General features: G+C 60.2%; 17 protein-coding genes and 1 tRNA gene. 6 read left to right on the forward strand and 12 right to left on the reverse strand.

Annotated features, from left to right (window positions below):
- Positions 1–8: 8 nt before the first annotated feature.
- From AC1DVF_RS04015 to ycaC, 3 genes are all read left to right on the forward strand, one after another.
- Positions 9–593, forward strand: coding sequence for a TetR/AcrR family transcriptional regulator (locus AC1DVF_RS04015; RefSeq protein WP_093430772.1), 585 nt, complete (start codon positions 9–11; stop codon positions 591–593).
- Positions 594–757: 164 nt separating this feature from the next.
- Positions 758–2,884: a TonB-dependent siderophore receptor gene (locus tag AC1DVF_RS04020; protein WP_477782044.1), complete on the forward strand. Its 2,127-nt coding sequence runs from the start codon at positions 758–760 to the stop codon at positions 2,882–2,884.
- Between the two features lie 474 nt (positions 2,885–3,358).
- Positions 3,359–3,991, forward strand: a complete 633-nt coding sequence (gene ycaC / locus AC1DVF_RS04025; protein WP_007916011.1) for an isochorismate family cysteine hydrolase YcaC — start codon at positions 3,359–3,361, stop codon at positions 3,989–3,991.
- 73 nt (positions 3,992–4,064) lie between these two features.
- On the opposite strand, the gene AC1DVF_RS04030 is transcribed toward ycaC, so the two are convergent.
- The 6 genes from AC1DVF_RS04030 to AC1DVF_RS04055 all read right to left on the reverse strand — a co-directional run bounded on the left by AC1DVF_RS04030 (position 4,065) and on the right by AC1DVF_RS04055 (position 8,744).
- On the reverse strand, positions 4,065–4,985 hold the full coding sequence (locus AC1DVF_RS04030) for a LysR family transcriptional regulator (RefSeq protein ID WP_477782045.1): 921 nt from the start codon (positions 4,983–4,985) through the stop codon (positions 4,065–4,067).
- Positions 4,986–5,078: 93 nt separating this feature from the next.
- Positions 5,079–5,789, reverse strand: a complete 711-nt coding sequence (locus tag AC1DVF_RS04035; protein WP_320336628.1) for an SDR family NAD(P)-dependent oxidoreductase — start codon at positions 5,787–5,789, stop codon at positions 5,079–5,081.
- Between the two features lie 49 nt (positions 5,790–5,838).
- A complete protein-coding gene (locus AC1DVF_RS04040) occupies positions 5,839–6,495 on the reverse strand; it encodes a DsbA family oxidoreductase (protein ID WP_477782046.1) in 657 nt (218 codons plus the stop codon).
- Positions 6,492–6,707 (reverse strand): tautomerase family protein, encoded by a 216-nt coding sequence (locus AC1DVF_RS04045; protein WP_016987787.1) that lies wholly within the window; start codon positions 6,705–6,707, stop codon positions 6,492–6,494. Before AC1DVF_RS04045 ends, AC1DVF_RS04040 begins: the two co-directional genes overlap by 4 nt.
- 168 nt (positions 6,708–6,875) lie before the next feature.
- Positions 6,876–7,571 carry a tRNA (adenine(22)-N(1))-methyltransferase gene (locus tag AC1DVF_RS04050; protein ID WP_302473220.1) on the reverse strand — a complete coding sequence of 232 codons (696 nt, stop codon included), beginning with the start codon at positions 7,569–7,571 and terminating at the stop codon, positions 6,876–6,878.
- 123 nt (positions 7,572–7,694) lie between these two features.
- On the reverse strand, positions 7,695–8,744 hold the full coding sequence (locus AC1DVF_RS04055; protein WP_093431666.1) for an NAD(P)-dependent alcohol dehydrogenase: 1,050 nt from the start codon (positions 8,742–8,744) through the stop codon (positions 7,695–7,697).
- 188 nt (positions 8,745–8,932) lie between these two features.
- Here AC1DVF_RS04055 and AC1DVF_RS04060 point away from each other — a divergent pair, with 188 nt between their 5' ends.
- Positions 8,933–9,859 (forward strand): Gfo/Idh/MocA family protein, encoded by a 927-nt coding sequence (locus AC1DVF_RS04060; protein WP_093430789.1) that lies wholly within the window; start codon positions 8,933–8,935, stop codon positions 9,857–9,859.
- 79 nt (positions 9,860–9,938) lie between these two features.
- On the opposite strand, the gene AC1DVF_RS04065 is transcribed toward AC1DVF_RS04060, so the two are convergent.
- Both AC1DVF_RS04065 and AC1DVF_RS04070 read right to left on the reverse strand, forming a co-directional pair.
- A complete protein-coding gene (locus AC1DVF_RS04065; RefSeq protein WP_460129071.1) occupies positions 9,939–10,877 on the reverse strand; it encodes an AraC family transcriptional regulator in 939 nt (312 codons plus the stop codon).
- A gap of 11 nt (positions 10,878–10,888) precedes the next feature.
- Positions 10,889–11,722, reverse strand: a complete 834-nt coding sequence (locus AC1DVF_RS04070; protein WP_186624522.1) for an oxidoreductase — start codon at positions 11,720–11,722, stop codon at positions 10,889–10,891.
- A 295-nt stretch (positions 11,723–12,017) separates the two neighbouring features.
- Between AC1DVF_RS04070 and AC1DVF_RS04075 the strand changes: the two genes are divergently transcribed.
- Positions 12,018–12,092 (forward strand) — tRNA-Lys (locus AC1DVF_RS04075).
- A gap of 25 nt (positions 12,093–12,117) precedes the next feature.
- Positions 12,118–14,403: a hypothetical protein gene (locus tag AC1DVF_RS04080; protein WP_427119704.1), complete on the forward strand. Its 2,286-nt coding sequence runs from the start codon at positions 12,118–12,120 to the stop codon at positions 14,401–14,403.
- A gap of 72 nt (positions 14,404–14,475) precedes the next feature.
- Here the strand turns inward: AC1DVF_RS04080 and AC1DVF_RS04085 are convergent, their stop codons facing one another.
- The 4 genes from AC1DVF_RS04085 to AC1DVF_RS04100 form a co-directional block, all read right to left on the reverse strand.
- Positions 14,476–15,741, reverse strand: a complete 1,266-nt coding sequence (locus tag AC1DVF_RS04085) for an NAD(P)/FAD-dependent oxidoreductase (protein WP_477782047.1) — start codon at positions 15,739–15,741, stop codon at positions 14,476–14,478.
- Positions 15,731–17,323, reverse strand: coding sequence for an aldehyde dehydrogenase (NADP(+)) (locus AC1DVF_RS04090; protein WP_477782048.1), 1,593 nt, complete (start codon positions 17,321–17,323; stop codon positions 15,731–15,733). Before AC1DVF_RS04090 ends, AC1DVF_RS04085 begins: the two co-directional genes overlap by 11 nt.
- A 72-nt stretch (positions 17,324–17,395) precedes the next feature.
- Positions 17,396–18,343, reverse strand: a complete 948-nt coding sequence (locus AC1DVF_RS04095; RefSeq protein ID WP_477782049.1) for a dihydrodipicolinate synthase family protein — start codon at positions 18,341–18,343, stop codon at positions 17,396–17,398.
- Between the two features lie 55 nt (positions 18,344–18,398).
- Positions 18,399–19,325, reverse strand: coding sequence for a 4-hydroxyproline epimerase (locus AC1DVF_RS04100; RefSeq protein WP_093431672.1), 927 nt, complete (start codon positions 19,323–19,325; stop codon positions 18,399–18,401).
- Between the last annotated feature and the right edge of the window lie 17 nt (positions 19,326–19,342).

The raw sequence follows: 19,342 nt of genomic DNA on the forward strand, positions 1-19,342 counted from the left end.
CGCGCCCCATGAAACCGACCTACGACGACACCCGCCAACACTTGCTCGACACCGGCCACCGGATGATGGCCGAAAAGGGCTTCACCAGTGTCGGCCTCAACGAGATCCTGCAAACCGCCGGTGTGCCCAAGGGTTCGTTCTATCACTACTTCAAATCCAAAGAACTGTACGGCCAGGCATTGCTGGCGGATTACTTCGTCGATTACCTCGCCGACATGGAGCGGCGCCTGACGCTGCCAGGACTGAGCGCGTACGAGCGGCTGATGGATTACTGGCAGGGCTGGCAGAACCGCTGCACCCTCGAAGGCCACGGCGATGAGTGTCTGGTGGTGAAACTCAGTGCCGAAGTCGCCGACCTGTCGGAGTCGATGCGCCTCACCTTGCGCGATGGCGCCGAGCAAGTGGTGGCGCGCATTGCGCTTTGCATCGAACAGGGTCAGGCCGAAGACAGCCTGCCCAAAGGCGATGCCCGGCATCTGGCGGAAACCTTGTATCAGCTGTGGTTGGGCGCGAGTTTGCTGAACAAGTTGCAGCGTACCGGGCAGTCGCTGGAGACCTCGATGGCGATGACGAAACAACTATTGCACGTTTGACCAAGATTTTTGTGCGACGCAATGGGTGACCTACCTGTCGGCACTCGATCGGTTAAATATACGAATGGGAATAAGTTTCAATAACGGAGCGCTTGGTATACCATCGCCGCGTTTTGCTGGCGGTTTTACCCTTCGTTCTGGCCTATTCGTAAGGTTTTCATTTCATGCGTCGTACTCTGCTTTCAATTTGCGTGCTGCAGGCGTTGTCCCCTTCCTCATGGGCCGAACAGGCCGAATCAACACCCGCAGCGCTAGAGCTGGAGGCGACCGACGTGGTCGGTACAGCGGATTACGAACGGGCCGACGGCCCGGTGCAGGGTTACCGCGCCACACGTTCCGCCAGTGCTACCCGTACCGACACCTCGATTCATGAAACCCCGCAATCGATCAGCGTAGTGACCAGGGATGCTGTCGAAGACCTCGGCGCCACGCGTCTGCAAGATGCGCTGGACTATGCCGGCGGTGTGGGCCGGGCGAACAATTTCGGCGGGCAGGGGCTGACGACGTTCACTGTGCGTGGCTTCACCACGGGCGAGTTCTATCGCAACGGTTTCCCGATCAATCGTGGCTACCCGAACATGCCCGACGCCAACACCATCGAGCGTCTGGAAGTGCTGCGCGGGCCGGCAACCATGCTCTACGGCCGTGGCGATCCGGGCGGCACCTTCAATGTCGTTTCCAAGCAGCCGTTGGCCGAGCGTACGGTCACGTTGGGCAGCCAGTTGAACGATCAAGGCATGAAGCGCGGCACCCTGGACGCCTCCGGCCCGCTGGATGAAGAGGGGCGCCTGGCCTATCGACTGAACGTGGTGGGTGAGGGCGGCGATACCTTCCGCGATCACGTCGAGACTGAGCGCTACGGCATCACGCCAGTGCTGACCTGGCAGGCCAGCGATGCCACCCGGGTGATCTTCGAGGGTGATTTCATGCGCAACAATCATCCGCTGGATCGCGGCGTGACGCGTTACGCCAAGCAGATCGGCACCGCCTCGCGTGACACGTTTTTCGGCGAAAAAGACGCCGGCAAATTGCACAACGACAACAACATGGCGCAACTGCGCTTCGAACATCTGCTCAACGATGACTGGACGCTGGGCGGTGGTTTCCAGTGGCTCGACGGTTCGCTTGAGGGCAATGCGATCGAGGCCAACGGCATTGCCGATGACGGTCGAACCCTGGGGCGCAACTTCAACTATCGCAAACTGGAGTGGACCGACAAGGACACGCAGCTCAATCTGACCGGGCATTTCAGCACCGGTGGCCTGCAGCACACTTTGCTGACCGGCATTGAGTATGAAGATTATGACTACAAGTCGATCATTCAGCGCTCCAGCGGCGCGGTCGGCGCCTACCCGATCGACATCTTCGATCCGGTCTACGGCCAGTCGCGTCCGGCACTGACGCGCACGCCAACCCACGACAAGGAAAACCTCAAGACTTACGCCGCGTTTGTGCAGGATCAGGTCGCGCTGACCGAGCGTCTGAAGGTCTTGGCCGGCGCACGTTTTGAGCGTTTCGAGCACGACTATGAAACCTATGTGCCGGGCGGCAAAAACTGGCAGGCCAGTGACAACGCGGTGACTCCACGCCTCGGCGTGACCTACGACCTGACCGAGACCCTGGCGATCTATGCCGACACGGCGCGCTCGTTCAAGCCCAATACCGGCGCGAGTCGTACGGGCGGAGGCTTCGCACCGGAGAAAGGCAAGTCCTACGAAATGGGCATCAAGTGGGAAGCGCTGGACCATCAGTTGAGCGTGGATGCCGCGATCTACCAGATCGAAAAACGCAATGTGCTGACCACTGACCCGGTTGACTCGACCTTCAGCGTCGCCGCCGGAGAAGTGCGCAGCCGTGGTTTTGACCTGAACGTCGCCGGCAACCTGACACCCGAATGGCGGGTGATCGGCGGCTACGCCTACGTCGATGCCGAGGTGACCAAGGACAATGTGATCCGCTCTGGCACGCGCCTGATGAACATTCCGCAAAACAGCTTCAGTCTGCTCAACGTCTACGAGTTTCAGGACGGTGCGCTAAAAGGCCTGGGCCTGGGCACCGGACTCAAGTACGTCGATCAGCGTGCCGGGCAAACCGCCAATACCGCGTTCTCGATGGACAGTTACACCGTTGTCGACCTGCTCGGCTTCTACAAGGTCAACGAGAAAGTGCGGCTCAACCTTGACCTGAAAAACCTGTTTGACCGCGATTATGAAGAGGGCGCCTTTGGTAACGTCTACGCCTATCCAGGTGCACCAAGAACCGTGCAGGTGGGGATTTCCTACACCTTGTAAGCCGAGCTCGACGCTACAACCGCAGCCCCTCACCCCAGCCCTCTCCCGGAAGGAGAGGGAGCCGACCGAGGTGTCTTGCGTTATGCATCGACCTGAAAGGTCGCGTCGATTACGCGGGCATCGGCAATGCTTGGCGGTATTGGATTCACCGGCGCTATTGCACGTAGGCGTTCATCGCCAATCTCCCCCAATCGGTCCCCTCTCCTGAGGGAGAGGGCTAGGGTGAGGGCAGCTGCTTCGGCACATGCCCGTTAGTGAGCGAGTGCTCGAAATCAGGATGCACGCGGCGCGCAATTTCTTGCTCAACAGCACGCGCTCGTGGGCGAAGTGGCGCGATTGTGGTCGCTAGAGATTGTCCTTTTTGAGTTGACGGATAAACGCTTTTCAGCCGATTTATCCCGTCCCTGTGCGTCAGTAATCTGTACCCAACTTGAACGCAACAACAACTTCAAAAACTCAAAAGGGAAGCAAATCATGACCACTCCAACCTACAACCGCCTCAACAAAGATGACGCCATTGTGCTGCTGGTCGACCACCAGACCGGCCTGATTTCTCTGGTGCAGGACTTCTCGCCAAACGAGTTCAAGAACAACGTGCTGGCCCTGGCCGATCTGGCGAAGTTCTTCGAACTGCCGACCATCCTCACCACCAGTTTCGAACAAGGCCCGAACGGCCCGCTGGTGCCAGAGCTGAAAGAGATGTTCCCGGACGCGCCGTACATCGCTCGTCCAGGCCAGATCAACGCTTGGGACAACGAAGACTTCGTCAAGGCGATCAAAGCCACCGGCCGCAAGCAGATCATCATTGCCGGTGTGGTAACGGATGTCTGTGTAGCGTTCCCGACCTTGTCGGCGCTGGCAGAAGGGTTTGATGTGTTTGTGGTCACCGACGCTTCCGGTACCTTCAACACCACCGTGCAGCAAGCCGCGTGGAGCCGCATGACCCAGGCCGGCGCACAGATGATGAACTGGTTCTCGGTAGCCTGTGAGCTGCACCGCGACTGGCGCAACGACATTGAAGGCTTGGGCAACCTGCTGTCGCAGCGCATCCCCAACTACCGCAACCTGATGAACAGCTACTCGGCGCTGACCGCTCAGCAGAAGTAAGCCTGCGCGATCCGGACAAAAGCCTGCCCTGAAAAGCAGGCTTTTGTCATTTGTTGCGCCGATTTAATCCGCGTTAACCGGCCCACTCATCACGAAACTGCAGCAGAAAATCRACAAACGCCCTGACCCGTTGCGGCACATACCGGCCGTGCGGGTAGAGCAAGGTGTAAGGTCGCGAGCGCCCGGCGTAAGGTTGCAGAACCTCGACGAGGCTGCCGTCGGCCAGTTCTTTTTCGACAATGAATTTGTAGGTCTGAAAGACCCCGGCGCCATGCTTGGCCAAGGTCACGCCACCGAGCACATCATCGGAACAGGAGTAGCCGCCGTCGGAATACACTTCACGATCCTGCCCGTGTTCCTGAAACAGCCAAGATATTCGCCGTCCGCTGCTCGGCAGTTCGAACTGAATGCATTCATGTTGCAGCAGATCCTCCAGCGTCTGCGGTGTGCCAGCCTTTTTCAGATAGTCGGGAGACGCGACCACTACCAGTTTTGCATCCTCCAACAGGCGCGCGACCATGGTCGAGTCCGGTTGGGCGCGGACGCGGATCGCCAGATCGTAGCCTTCGCCGACGAAGTCGATATTGCGGTTGCCCAAGTGGATGTCGACGGTGACGTCGGGATAGAGCGCACGGAATTTCGGCAGCAGCGGAAGGATACGGTGATGGCCGTAAGTGGTGGGAAGGCTGATGCGCAACTGACCGGACGGTGAGGTCTGTGCGCCCATGACTTCTTGTTGCGCTTCGACCAGTTGGGTCAGGGCCTGGCTGCACTGCAGGAAAAAGTTTCTACCGGCCTCGGTCAAGCGAATGCTGCGGGTAGTGCGGGCAAACAAGCGTGAACCCAAGCGCTTTTCCAAGCGAAGAATCGACCGACTCACGGCGGCCGGTGTAACCCCAGCGAGCTGGGCGGCGGCGGTGAAACTGCCGGCTTCAGCGGCGAGGCAAAAGAGTTCGATGCTGCCTAACTGCAAGTCTTCAAAGTGGCGCTTCATGGGATAAGCCTGAGGATCAACTGACGGTTCATCTTCAGGCTTATCTCATGAAGCGGCACCGCCGGTACACACCGACGATGCAGCAGGGAGGTATCAATGGCCAGCGCTTTGACCACCGTCGACATGGAGGATTTCGCCAGTGACGAAGTTCGCGCCGTCCAGGTAGAGGATCGCTTGCACGATGTCATCGATCTCGCCCATATGTCCGACCGGGTGCAGGCTGCCGAGGGCGGCGTGAGTTTCTTCGCCGTGCATCGGCGTTTTGATGATGCCGGGCGATACCGCGTTGACCCGAATGCCGCGCTTGGCGTACTCGATGGCCAGAGACTTGGTTGCCGCGTTGATGCCACCCTTGGTCAGCGAAGCGAGCACCGACGGCACGCCGTCAATCGCGTGGTCGACCAAGCTGGTGGTGACGCTGACAATATGGCCGCTGGCGTTTTTCTCCATTTCGGCAATCGCCAGTTGCGAGATATGGAAGAAGCCGCTCATGTTGGTCGCCACCACTTGTGCGTAGTCTTCCTGGCTGTATTCAGTGAAAGGCTTGGCGACGAAGATCCCGGCGTTGTTGACCAACGTGTCGATACGTCCGAAACGTGCAACGGCTTCGCGGATCACGCGCTCGGCGGTCTGCGGGTCGGCGATGTCACCGGCGACGGCGAGAATGTCCGGGTCAGAGGAAGGCTTGATCGAGCGCGAGGTCGCGACAACCTGATAGCCGCGCTCACGGAATCCCTTGACCAGGCCTGCGCCAATGCCTTGCGAGGCGCCGGTAATCACTACAACTTTCTTGGACGTGCTCATGATGTTTCCTCATGCAATCTGGATGGTTTGAATAAACGGATTTCGAAGGTCAGGCGTGAGCCGCAACCTGTGCTGCCTGACGTAGCGCTTGCTCGTAATAAGCAACGGATTGGGAACCGGGGATGACCTGTTTGTTATCGATGACCATGGCCGGAACCGAATCGATGCCGCGTTGCTGATAAAACCGTTCGAGTTCACGTACTGGCTGGCTGAACTCAGCGGTGGCCAAAAGCGCTTGCGCACGCGGGCCGTCGAGTCCGACTGCTTCTGCCAGCGTCACCAGCGTGGCGTGGTCATTCGGGTTCTTGCCGTCAGTGAAGTAGGCCTTGAGCAAGGCCTGCTTCAACTCACGCTGACGTCCTTGGGYGGCGGCCCAGAACAGCAGTCGATGGGCGTCGAAGGTGTTGTGGAAATGGCTGCGTTTTTCCAGGTCGAAGTGAAAACCGATCTGCTCGCCGCGTTCGACGATCATCGCGTTGCGATCCGCCACTTGCTCGGCGCTGCGTCCGTATTTGCGCATCATGTGCTCGATGGCGTGTTCACCTTCGGCGGACATGTCCGGATTCAGTTCGAACGGTTTGTAGGTCAAATCCACGTCGACTTCGCCTGCCAGGTTGCGGATCGCTTGCTCCAGAGCGGTGGCGCCCAACGCACACCAGGGGCAAACGACATCCGAGACGAAATCGATTTTCACGGCCCGGCTCATGACTGCGAGTCCGCCAACTGCTGGCGATATTCGGTGGTGGTAATGCCGGCATAACCCCAGTTATCGGTGTCGACTTCTTCGATCACGATGTGGGTGAGTTTCGGATCCTTGTGCAGCACCCGCTGCATCGTTTCGGTGATTTCCTTGATGACCTGGGCTTTCTGCTCCCGGGTCACGCCGTCACGGGTGATACGTACGCTGATGAAAGGCATTTGGGGTATCTCCAGTCGCTGGCCCGTCGGAGTGATGGGCGGCTGTTGGAGAGGACTTTAAGAGGCAGGCGGGAATTGATAAATGGGGCTTGAGGTACATCATTTGTGATGTGGTGTATCAAATGAGGGCGTGAGGACTCAGGTGATCCTGGCGCGAAACGCTGGCGCTCAGGCCAGCAGTTCGTTGATCCAGCGTGCTTGTCGGGTGATGTCCTGCAGCTTTTGCTCAGGCAGATTGTGCTGCACGCGAGCGAGATGGCTCAGGGTCTTTTGCTTGTGGCGGAGTTTGTGCTGCCACTTGGTCAGGAATGCGGGGCTGCGGGTCTGCAGGTGCAAGGGGCCGAAGTACAGTTCCTGGTCGGAATAGCTCACCGGTTCGGCGCGTTCGGCGACGATGATTTCGTAGTCGAAGCGGTTTTCCCGCAGCACTTCTTCGCTGAGGATGCGGTAGCCGTTTTCCATCAGCCACTGGCGCAGGGGTTGTTCACCGCCGTTGGGCTGCAGGATCAGACGTTCCTGGCCGCTGAGGTGAGCCTTGCCGCTGTCGAGGATGTCGCGGATGGTTTCGCCGCCCATGCCGCAGACGCTGACGGCGGTGATGCCGTCGTCAGGTTTGATTGCTGCCAAACCATCGGCCCGGCGTACGCTGATGTGCTGTTGCAGATCGTTCTCGCGCACGGTGCGTTCAGCCGCTTGGAACGGCGTCGCCGCAACCTCACCAGCCACTGCCGCAGTGATCGAGCCACGACGCATCAGCGCCACCGGCAGATAGCCGTGATCCGAGCCGATATCGGCCAGTCGCGCACCGGCCGGCACGTGGGCGGCCACGCGTTCAAGGCGCATGGACAATGTCTGTTCGTTCAACGGCAACCCCTTGATGGCAGGCAAAGGGGTGCGACTCTGGCGAGCAACGTCGGGCCTGTCAAATCCCGGCGACGGAATTCAATGGCCCATTGGCCGCACTTAATGGCCAATGGGCGCTGAGGCTTAGCCGGCCAACGTGGCGTTATCGATCACGAAACGATACTTCACATCACCCTTGAGCATGCGCTCGTAGGCGTCGTTGATCTGGTCGGCGCGGATCAGTTCGATGTCGGAAACGATGCCGTGCTCGGCGCAGAAATCCAGCATCTCCTGGGTTTCCGGAATGCCGCCGATCATCGAGCCGGCAATCGTGCGGCGCTTCATGATCAGATTGAACACGTTCGGCGAAGGGTGCGAGGTGGCCGGCGCACCCACCAGCGTCAACGCACCATCTCGCTTGAGCAGCACGAGGAATGCATCGAGATCGTGCGGCGCGGCGACGGTGTTGAGGATCAAGTCGAAACTCTTGGCGTGGGCGGCCATTTCTTCGGCATTGCGCGATACCACTACTTCATCGGCACCCAAGGCTTTGGCCGCTTCGCGTTTGGATTCGGAGGTGGTGAACGCCACAACGTGGGCGCCCAAGGCGTGGGCCAGTTTGATGCCCATGTGGCCGAGGCCGCCGATGCCGACCACACCGACTTTTTTGCCCGGGCCAGCGTTCCAGTGGCGCAACGGCGAGTAGGTGGTGATGCCGGCACACAGCAGCGGTGCGACGGCGGCCAGTTGCGCTTCGGGATGACGGATGCGCAGCACGTAGCGTTCATGCACGACGATGTTTTGCGAGTAGCCGCCCAGCGTCCAGCCCGGTGCATCCGGGGTCGGGAAGTTGTAGGTGCCGATCATGCCGTCGCAGTAGTTTTCCAGCCCGCTTTCGCAGTCATCGCAATGTTTGCAGCTGTCGACGATGCAACCGACGCCGACCAGATCACCGACCTTGAAATCGGCGACATGCGCGCCGACGGCCGAAACGCGACCGACAATTTCGTGCCCCGGTACGCACGGGAACTGCGTACCGGCCCATTCCGCCCGTACCTGGTGCAGGTCGGAATGGCAGATACCACAGAACGCGATGTCGATCTGCACATCATGGGCGGCCGGCGCGCGGCGGTTGATCTGCATCGGCTCAAGGGGTTTGTCGCCAGCGTGGGCACCGTAGGCTTGAACAAGCATGGGAACATCCTCAATCGGTTTGTCGTAAGGCATTGTTGCTTGTTCAGCGCTGCGGGCAGTAGTGCATTCCTGTGCAATCCTTGCCTGATCCTGTGCGTCGTTGTGACATTGCGCGGACAGACGCTCGTGGCGTTTGCAGGTAATCTCCCGGTTCACTGACGACAACAAAATCAAAACAGGAGTCATTGATGCAACCAATCCGTCTCGGTCTGGTGGGCTACGGCAAGATCGCCCAGGATCAACACGTCCCGGCGATCAACGCCAATCCCGCTTTCCACTTGGTCTCCGTCGCCACTCAAGGCAAACCCTGCGCGGGCGTGGAGAACTTCCAGTCCTTGAGCGAGTTGTTGGAAAACGGTCCGCCGGTGGATGCGATTGCCTTCTGCACGCCGCCGCAAGGTCGTTTTGCGCTGGTGCAGCAGGCACTGGCCGCCGGCAAACACGTGCTGGTGGAAAAACCGCCGTGCGCCACCTTGGGCGAGGCGCTGGCGCTGGTCGATCAGGCTGCCGGGCAGGGCGTCAGCGCCTTGTTTGCGTGGCACTCACGCTACGCGCCCGGCATCGAAGCCGCCCGCGACTGGCTCGCCTCGCGCACCCTGCAAAGCGTGCAGATCGACTGGAAAGAAGACGTGCGCAAATGGCACCCCGGTCAGGCCTGGATCTGGCAACCCGGCGGCCTCGGCGTATTCGATCCGGGCATCAATGCCTTGTCGATCGTCACTCATTTGCTGGCGCTGCCGTTGTTTGTCGAATCGGCTGAACTGCGCGTGCCAAGCAACTGCCAGTCGCCAATTGCCGCGTCGATCAAAATGTCCGACCCGCGCTGCCTCGATGTGCGCGCAGAGTTTGATTTTGACCATGGGCATGATGAGCTGTGGAGCATTGAGGTGCGTTGCGCTGAAGGCGTGTTGCGCCTGGATAACGGCGGCGCGCTGTTGAGCATTGACGGTGTGCGCCAAGCGGTGTCGGAGGAGGGTGAGTACGCAGCGGTGTATCGGCATTTTCAGCAGTTGATTGGCGACAAGGCCAGTGACCTGGATGTGCAGCCGTTGCGCTTGGTGGCGGACAGTTTTTTTGTCGGCAGTCGGGTGTTGGTTGAGGCGTTTTACGACTAGTGCACCTTCAGCGCTCACCGCTACACACAACGAAAAAAGCCTGCCCTGAAAAGCAGGCTTTTCGTTTGTGGCGTGACCGTCAATGCGACGAAACATACTCCGACGGTGTGGTTGGCAATGGCAGTGCATACGTTGCCTTCATCCATTCGATCTCTGCCTGTGGCGTTCTGCCGAAGAAGCGTTTGAACTCACGACTGAATTGCGAAGCACTTTCATAGCCAACGTTGAAGGCGGCTGCCGAGGCACTCATGGCCTGGCGCAACATCAACAGGCGCGCCTGATGCAAACGCGTCGACTTCAAATACTGCATGGGTGAGGTGTCGGTCACGCTGCGAAAGTGCAGGTGGAAGTTCGGCACGCTCATGCTCGCTTCATGGGCCAGTTGCTCGACGTCGAGTCGCTGCTGATAACAACTATGGATCTTGCGGATCGCACGACTCACTTTGCCGAAATGTCCCTGCCGGTTGAGCGCGGCGCGCATGGAGCCACCTTGCTCGCCGGTCAGGATGCGGTAATAGATTTCCCGCAACAGTGCCGGCCCGAGGATTTGCGCTTCGCCGGCAACGCTCATCGCTTCCAGAAAACGCAGGGTGGTTGCCCGCAGTGAAACGTCCATCGGCGAGGCATACATACCTTTGGGCGGGGCATCGCTTGGGCCATGCACGTCATCCACTTGCAGCATCAACTCGCTGGCCAACTGGAAATCGAGGTGCATGTAGATCGCGAGCATCGGCTCGGTCTCAGTGGCATCGGTCTCCATGGTGAAAGGGATCGGCACCGAGACCACCAGATAGTGCTGGGCGTCATAGACGTAGGTGTCCTCTCCCAGATAGCCGCGTTTGCGGCCCTGGCAGAGAATCACGATGCCGGGGTCATACAGCACCGGGGTGCGCGTCAGGGGGCGATTCGAACGCAGGAAGCGCACGCCTTCGAGGGCGCTGAGGTTGTAGCCCTCGATCGGTGCGAGGGCTTTCATGAGCTGCACCATGCGCGCGGTGCCTGCATCGACCTGCGTCATCACATCCTCTCTCAATGATCGGTGGACCGGCTCAGCGCTTCCCATTGGTCAATCTCGCTGGCAGCATTTTTCAGTTTGTCACGGACCAGACGCAAGGCGTCACTGCCCAATAGCAAATGGGCCGGTGGTGTCGGGCTGGCGATGATCTGCAGCATCGCTTGGGCAGCCTTTTGCGGGTCGCCGAGTTGCTTGCCGCTTTTCTCTTCGCGGGCTTTGCGGATCGGATCGAAACTGGCGTCATAGTCGGCAATGCTGCGCGCGGTGCGTTGCATCGAACGGCCCGCCCAATCCGTGCGGAACGAACCCGGTGCGACGGCAGTGACGAAGATGTTGAACGGCTGCAGCTCCTTGCTCAGGGTATCGGAGATCCCTTCGAGCGCAAATTTGCTACCGCAGTAGTAAGCGATGCCCGGCATGGTAATGGTGCCACCCATGGAGGTGATATTGAGGATGTGCCCCGCACGACGCTGGCGAAAGAAGGGCAGAAACGCTTTGATCACCGCCACCGCGCCGAACACGTTGACGTCGAATTGATGACGCATGTCTTGCAGCGGTGATTCTTCGCAAATGCCTTCGTGGCCATATCCGGCGTTGTTGACCAAAACGTCGACGGGGCCGTGAGTGGCTTCGACCTGCATAACGACGCTGTCGATCCGCTCGAAATCAGTGACGTCCAGCACCACCCCGTAAGCGTTGTCCGGGGACAGTGCCTGGAAGTTTTTCAGGTCGGTTTCATTGCGCACAGTGCCGATGACACGGTGGCCGTTGGCAATGGCTTCATTGGCCAGCGCATGGCCGAAACCGCTGCTGACGCCGGTGATGAACAGGGTTTTAGCGTGAGTCATGTCGAGCTCCCATTGGGTCAGGTCTGAGTCCATGGTAGCGATCAGCAAACGGGGCACCTATGCCGGTTTATCTTCGAGCATTGCCTATTCCTATCTGGCTGAACTTCGACGACGGACGCCATTAAACAGAAAAAGACTGCCATGACGGACGCGCCTCGATACGAGGTCAAGAGTGACAGGACCGCTCCCCGAAGATAGTAACGGCGTGCTCGTTTCAGCTCGTGCGCGCGAATTGTCTCGCAACAGACACCGGGCTTCACATTCCTTCGTGGCTGGTCGACAATGCGCGCTCTGTTCCGGGGTAGTTCAGCGGTGGAACACTCGGCTCTTAACCGGGTGGGCGCTGGTTCGAATCCAGCCCCCGGACCCATTACATTGCAGGGTCACAAGGAAGTATGTCCAGGGACGACGGTGAGTTCGGCGAGCACGATGGCGTGAATGCAGGTTATGCGGTGTTCCAGCTCTCACGAGCATTGGCCGCTACACAGCGCGACGCTGACCCGCAGGCACGCAACCGGGTCGAGCGCTGGCAGCGGGTGGTCGAACACCTGATGCAGGGCAGCGCACAGTACGGTTCACGTGTGCCGTTCGCCGATTTGCCGCAGTGGGTCACGCTGGACGTGGCGACGGGTGGATTTGCCACCGGGCAACTTCTGGCCGGTGGTGCTTTGACTGCCTATGAACGTCACTTGGCCGCGTCGATCCCCGGTATTCGCGCTGGTCATGAACGGTTCGATCTCAATATCTGGCATCTGTCGGATGTGGGCGTCGCAACGCTGCAAGAGCGTTTGGCGAACGGAACCTATCAGATTGACGTTCCGGAGGAAGCCGCACTGCTGACAGTGTCATGGCTTTTGCGGCATCAGCGTGCTGACGAGGCGCGAACGCTGATCGAGCAGATCGCGCCTTTCTTCGATCGCCTGCGTTTCTTCCCGACTGCCGTTGACGAGCCGCCGATTTCCACGGCTGAGGTACATGTTTTTGATAGTGCCAGTGTCAGGCAGCGGCTGAACCGGCAACTGGCTCAACCGCGTCTGGCCGTCCAGAAGCATGTAGTTGAAAATCGTCTGCCTCTCTACGACGCTGCAGTCTCACTGTTTCTTTTGACCTGTCAGGATGGCTGGCCTTGCAGACATTTTCCTGAAGGCTGGTTCGAACGCGCAACGGCACTCGGCGCGCAGATCGATCGGACCTGTAGTGCTGAACACCGCAGCAACGGTCCCTTCAAGACCCGGGCCGCGGAACTGTTTGCGTTGCTCGGTCAGTGTTTGCGTGATCAAGCATCATTGACGGGCCGCCAGGTCGGTCGCATCCGGCGCATTGTTGATGACTTTGTGGCCAAACACGGGCATCCCGAATCCGCCGCACATTCCCTTAAACGAGCAGAGCAGCGCCAACATGTGGCGGCCCCCGGGCATCATTTGATCGCCCGGGCTGTCTCGGCACGTCTGGCAAATTACCCGGGTTCGGACGGCATCAGTGACTTTTCGCCGTTGCTTGAACCGATCACCGATGAGGAGGCGAATCGTCACCGGCTGCCCCTTGGGGTGATAATTCCGCCTGCGGTTCGCCGCCGCCTCGAGCGTTGCCGCAAGGGAACCATCGCCGAGTTGATTGATCATGGCTTGATCTCATCCGCCGATACCGTGGCGCAGGTTCTGCCTGCAATGACAGCGCAAATCTGTAGCAGCGTATACCGGGACGGGATGCTGCAGTCGTTGGCGGGGGCGACGTATCGTGCTTTCCGTCGTCGGCGCTCGTTGCTGCTGCTCAACCTGCAAAGTCAGGTCAAAATTGCCGAGCTACCATGGGTCGCGGCTTTAGAGGGTGAGCGTGAGGCGAGTGCTATCTCCGCCACGGGTGCCAGGCAGGCGTTGGTCGAGGCCTCTGCAATGACCCTGTCGGCGTTTCCGCAGGCCATTCTTCCGAACAAGCTACTGCAGGAGTTTGTTTCACTAGCTGAAACGGCGAAGCTGGATCTTCCTTTCGTCGATGAGGTGGCGGCTGACATTTTTATGGGCGCGTTCTCCAACAAGTTCACGAGAGCGGCCAGGCAAACGGCCAGATTTGTAGCCGGAACGCTTTACGCTCGTTATTACGACATTGATACGGATGGCCTGGCAGGCCTTCCCGATCAGCGCCGATCGCGGCGCAGAAGCAACAGCCGTGATGCATTGGCGACGCTGTGCGCGCAGCGTGCAAACGCCACCTTTGGCACGTGGCGGCCAGCGGTCAACGGCACGATACTCGAGCAGCAGCAGATTCTGACGACGCAAAACCTCGCGCTCCTGTTCGGCGAATTGAACCTGAAAACACTGCTGCATCATCGTTTGAGCGCGCTGGCGCTGGCGTGCTTCGAGTGGATTTGCAAGCGACAACAAATGCACATCACGCATTACCATGCGCGTCTGGTGATGTTGAAGAACACGGCGTATGCCTGGCGTCAGATGATGTTTTACTTGTCGATGCTGGATGGCGAGCTCTTGCGTGCTGCACTCAACAGCGTCGAGTCGCATTTTGCAGCGCAATCCAGCGAATTCCGCGAAAGGTTTCTGCCTGCCATGATTGGCTTGCGTGTTGCCGCTGCCGGGCATCGGCTGACGTTGAGTCGCCAGAAAGAAGAGGGCGCGAGGGTTTTTCTGGGATGGACCATTGAGCGGCACTGGTTAATGCCTTTGTAACGCCTGCCGATCTGCCAGTGCGCGGCCATCAGCCTGCGCCGGAAAGCAGGCTGGTGGGTCAGAGACTTCCTTTCAGAAACGATCGAGCCTGTAATGTTCGTTGAGTGGTAGCCAGCAGGCCTCTTTTGCAGTCGCAGGCAAAGCCATCCGCACCACCATCTCCGCCGTCACCGCCGCCTGCGTCAGCCCCAGATGCTGATGCCCAAAAGCAAGCAACACCTTGCCCCCGCACACCTGATCAATCACCGGTAATGAATCGGGCAATGACGGTCGAAAACCCATCCACGGCGTCGCTGCTTCAGCATTCAGATCCTGGCGAAACAAGCCCTGACTCAACCGGTGCAATTGCCACGCACGCTCCATGTTCGGTGGTTTCTCCAGTCCGGCGAATTCAACCGTGCCAGCCAGGCGCAACCCTTCGGACATTGGCGTCATGATGAATTTGCGCTCCAGCGAGGTCACGGGGAAGGGCAGTCGGTCGTGTTCCTGCGGCAGCATCAGGTGATAGCCGCGCTCGGTGTCCAGTGGGACTTTTTTGCCGGTGAGGGCGGCGGTGAGTTTTGCTGAATGTGCGCCGCAGGCAATCAGCACGCGGCTGGCAGTCAGGCCGCCATTGCCAGTGGTCAGCGTAACCCCGTGCTCCTGCACGTAGCCGCCCTGAACCTGTTGCTGGACAAAACTCACGCCGCTGGCCTTGGCCGCTTCGACCAGTTCGCACACCACGCGGAAGGGATCGATAAAGTGCCCGGTGCGTGGAAAGAACAAACCGCCCTGGATCTGTTCACTGAGTTGCGGCGCGGTTTCGCGGATGGCGCCGGCCTGCCAGTAATCGACCGGTACCTGCTGCTGATGCAGGCGAGCCTGTAATGCCTGGATGGCCTGACGCGATTCGGGGCGTTCGAACACCAGCAGCGAACCATCGATCTTCAGCAAGTCCGGCCTCTGGATGTCGGCGAGCAAGCGCTGCCAGGCGTCCAGGCTGTTTTCATTGAGCGCGCGCAAACCCGCCACGGTGTTCTGAAAAGACACCGGGCGCAGATTCAGCAGCAGGCGGGTGAACCATGGCAGGGCGCGCGGCAGGTATTTCCAGTCCAGTCGCAACGGCCCCATCGGGTCCATCAGCATGGCCGGCAGGCGCTTGAGGATGGACACGTCGGCAATCGGAAACACCTGCTCGGTCGCCAGATGCCCGGCGTTGCCGAACGAGGCGCCGTGGCCGGGTTGCTGCTGATCGATCACGACCACGCGCAACCCTTGGCGAGCCAGACGCAGTGCGCAGGCGACGCCGATGATGCCGGCGCCGACCACGGCGATGTCGTGGGAGCCGTTATTCGCCATGGTGCTGCGCTTCCCTTTGGCCATCGAGCAGACGGCGCAATTGCAGCGGATTGGCCTGTTTCAGTGCGGTAGGCAACAAGCTGTCCGGGAAGTCCTGATAGCACACCGGGCGCAGGAACCGCAGGATCGCCGCGGTACCGACCGAAGTCGTGCGGGCGTCGGAGGTGGCCGGGAAAGGCCCGCCATGCACCATCGCGTCACACACCTCGACGCCGGTTGGCCAGCCGTTGACCAGCAACCGGCCGGCCTTGCGTTCCAGCGTCGGCAGCAGAGCGCGGGCCTGTTGCAGGTCTGGCTCATCCAGGTGCAACGTCGCGGTCAACTGGCCTTCCAGGTGTTCGGCGACCTGGCGTATTTCCGCTTCATTGCTGCATTGCACGATCAGCGCCGCCGCACCGAAGGCTTCGGCTTGCAGGCGCTGATCGGCGAGAAAGTCGGCGGCTTCGGTCACGAATACATGGGCCTGGCATTGATTCGGGCCGTTGCCGGTCTGACCGATGCCAGTGATGCGTGCAGCGGCATTTTCGGCCAGTGCATTCACGGCAGACTCGTAAGCACTGAAGATGCCGGGTGTCAGCATGGTCTGCGCGGGGCTGCTTTGAATCACCTCGGCGGTGGCGGCGATGAACTTGTCCAACGCCGGTCCTTTCAAGGCAATCACCAAGCCCGGATTGGTGCAAAACTGGCCCGCGCCTAATGTCAGCGAAGCCACAAACCCTTCCGCCAATGCTTGCGTGCGTTTATCCAGCGCCGCCGGAAACAGCAACACCGGATTGATCGAACTCATTTCCGCGTACACCGGAATCGGCTCGGGCCGCGCTTGCGCCGCTTGCATCAGCGCCAGACCACCGCTACGCGAGCCGGTGAAACCCACTGCGTTAATCCGTGGATCCGTGACCAGCGCAATGCCCACTTCGCGGCCGGAACCGTACAGTAACGAGAACACGCCTTCCGGCAAACCACAGTTTTTTACCGCCCGAGCGACGGCGCGGCCGACCAGTTCGCTGGTGCCGGGATGCGCACTGTGCGCCTTGACGATCACTGGGCAACCGGCGGCCAGCGCCGCTGCGGTGTCACCGCCGGCCACGGAGAACGCCAGCGGGAAATTGCTCGCGCCAAACACCGCGACCGGCCCCAGCGCGATCTGCCGTTGACGCAGGTCGGCGCGCGGCAACGGCTGACGTTGCGGTTGCGCGCTATCGACACGCACATCCAGCCATTCACCGGCGCGGACCGTGCGAGCGAACATTCTCAATTGTTGGCAAGTACGCCCGCGTTCACCTAGCAGACGCGCGTGCGGCAGGCCGGTTTCGGCGTGGGCACGGTCGATCAGTTCATCGCCGAGGCCTTCGATTTCTTCGGCAATGGATTGCAGGAATTCAGCGCGGACATTCAGGGTTGTCTCGCGATAAACATCGAACGCTGCCCAGGCCAGCGCACAGGCCTGTTCGACATGCTCGGCCGCTCCACCGGCGTACGCCGGTTCCAGCGTTTCATTCGTAGCCGGATTGATCCCGCGAATGGCGCTGCGATTGCCGGCAATCATGTGCTGCCCGATCAGCATGTGGCCCGTCAAAGTCATGGTGTCTTCCTGATAAAAAGAGGGAGGCCTGCCGCGAATCACAAGGCTTCGCGGCAGGTGAGGGGGACGTGATCAGGCGAAGTTCTGTTCCGCCGACCAGTTCTCGTACCAGTGACGGAACAGCGAATACTGCTTCTCGGCATACCGCCGCTGCGAGTCGCTCAACGCATCGGTTTCATTGAAATGCAGGGTGTATTCCTTGTCGCCGTTGAGCACCATCATGTGCTTGTAATACAGCACCAGGTCGCAGCCTTCATCGAACGACGACAGCACCGCCAGCGCCGATTCCAGTTCCCGCGCCTGACGCCGGGCTTTGGCGTCACCTTTGGCCGCTTGCTTGCTCAGCGCGACCAGTTGCAGCACCTCGCGGGGCAGGGCGTTGCCGATACCGGTGATGGCGCCGGTGGCGTTGCAGTTGACGAAACCGTGCACCACTTGCGTGTCGACGCCGACCATCAAGGTCACGTCATCGTCCTTGGAGGTGATGTTTTCGGCGGCGTAACGCAGGTCGGCGCCACCGCCGAATTCCTTGAAGCCGATCAGGTTCGGGTACTCGCGGCGCAGTTCGAAGAACAGGTCAGCGCGGGTGGCAAAGCCGTAGTAAGGGCTGTTGTAGATCACCGCCGGCAAATTTGGCGCGGCTTGCAGAATCGCGGCGAAATGGGCCTTTTGCGCGGTGACCGAAGCGCCGCGAGACAGCACGCGGGGAATCACCATCAAACCCTGCGCGCCGACTTTCGCCGCATGGGCCGCGTGGGAAACCGCTTCGCGTGAGTTCACCGCGCCAGTGCCCACGATCGTCGGAATGCCTGCCGCGACCAGACGCGCCACGCCTTCTTGACGCTCGGCTTCGGTCAGCAGCGGCCAGTCACCCATGGAGCCGCAATAAACCACGGCGCTCATGCCGATATCGATCAGCTCGCGACCCTTGGCCACCAGCGCGTCGAAGTCCGGTTTGCGCTGGGCGGTGCACGGGGTCATCAGGGCCGGCATGCAACCGGTGAAGATGTTGTCGCTCATTGTTTTAACTCCTTGGCACATCATTCAAATTGAGGTGAAAAGTCAGCGTGGCGGTTCAGATGCCCCACGCGAACGGGTCTGCTTCGTCGATCAGCAAGGTGCTGTCGGCGGTCATGTAGGCGCGGCCGGTGATGTACGGGCGGATGCGTTCGCCTTGCCATTCGAAGCGACCTTCGAACTGGCTGCCGGTGATGCTTGCCTGCACCCAGGTTGCGCCGGGTTGCAGCTTGTCGTCGGCGGCCAGACAGGCGAGTTTGGCGCTGGTGCCGGTGCCGCACGGGGAGCGGTCGTAGGCTTTGCCGGGGCACATGACGAAGTTGCGGCTGTCGGCCTGATCGTCATCGGCGAACAGTTCGATGTGATCGATCACCGCGCCGTCCTCGCCGTAAATGCCTTGGTCTTCGAGGGCCTTGAGCATGGCCCAGGTGTACGCCGTGAGGTGTTCGACGTTGTCCATGGTCAGCGTCTGACCGTGCTCGGAAACGAGGAAAAACCAGTTGCCGCCGTAGGCGATGTCGCCCAACACGCGGCCGTAACCCGGCACATCCACCGGCACCTGTTGGCGATGGCGATAAGCGGGGACGTTGCCCAGGGTGACGGTTCCGTCGTCATGCAACGTGGCGCTGACCGGGCCGACCGGGGTGTCGATTTTGTGCTCGCCCGGTTCGATTTGCCCCAGGTACTGCAGCGAGTTGATCAGGCCGATGGTGCCGTGGCCGCACATGCCGAGGTAGCCGGCGTTGTTGAAGAAGATCACCCCGCAAGTGGCGTCCGCCGAGACCGGTTCGCAATACAACGCGCCGACCAGCACATCATTGCCGCGCGGTTCCAGCAGGCAGGCGCGGCGCCATTGATCATGTTGAGTGCGCAGCGCATCGCGCTTCTCGACCATGCTGTTGCCGGGCAGCTCGGGGAAGCCGTTCATTACCAGGCGCGTCGGTTCACCGCCGGTGTGGGAATCAATCACGTGTACTCGTTTCATGAACATGTCCCGTTGGA

Source organism: Pseudomonas sp. P4_D7 (assembly GCF_056401755.1).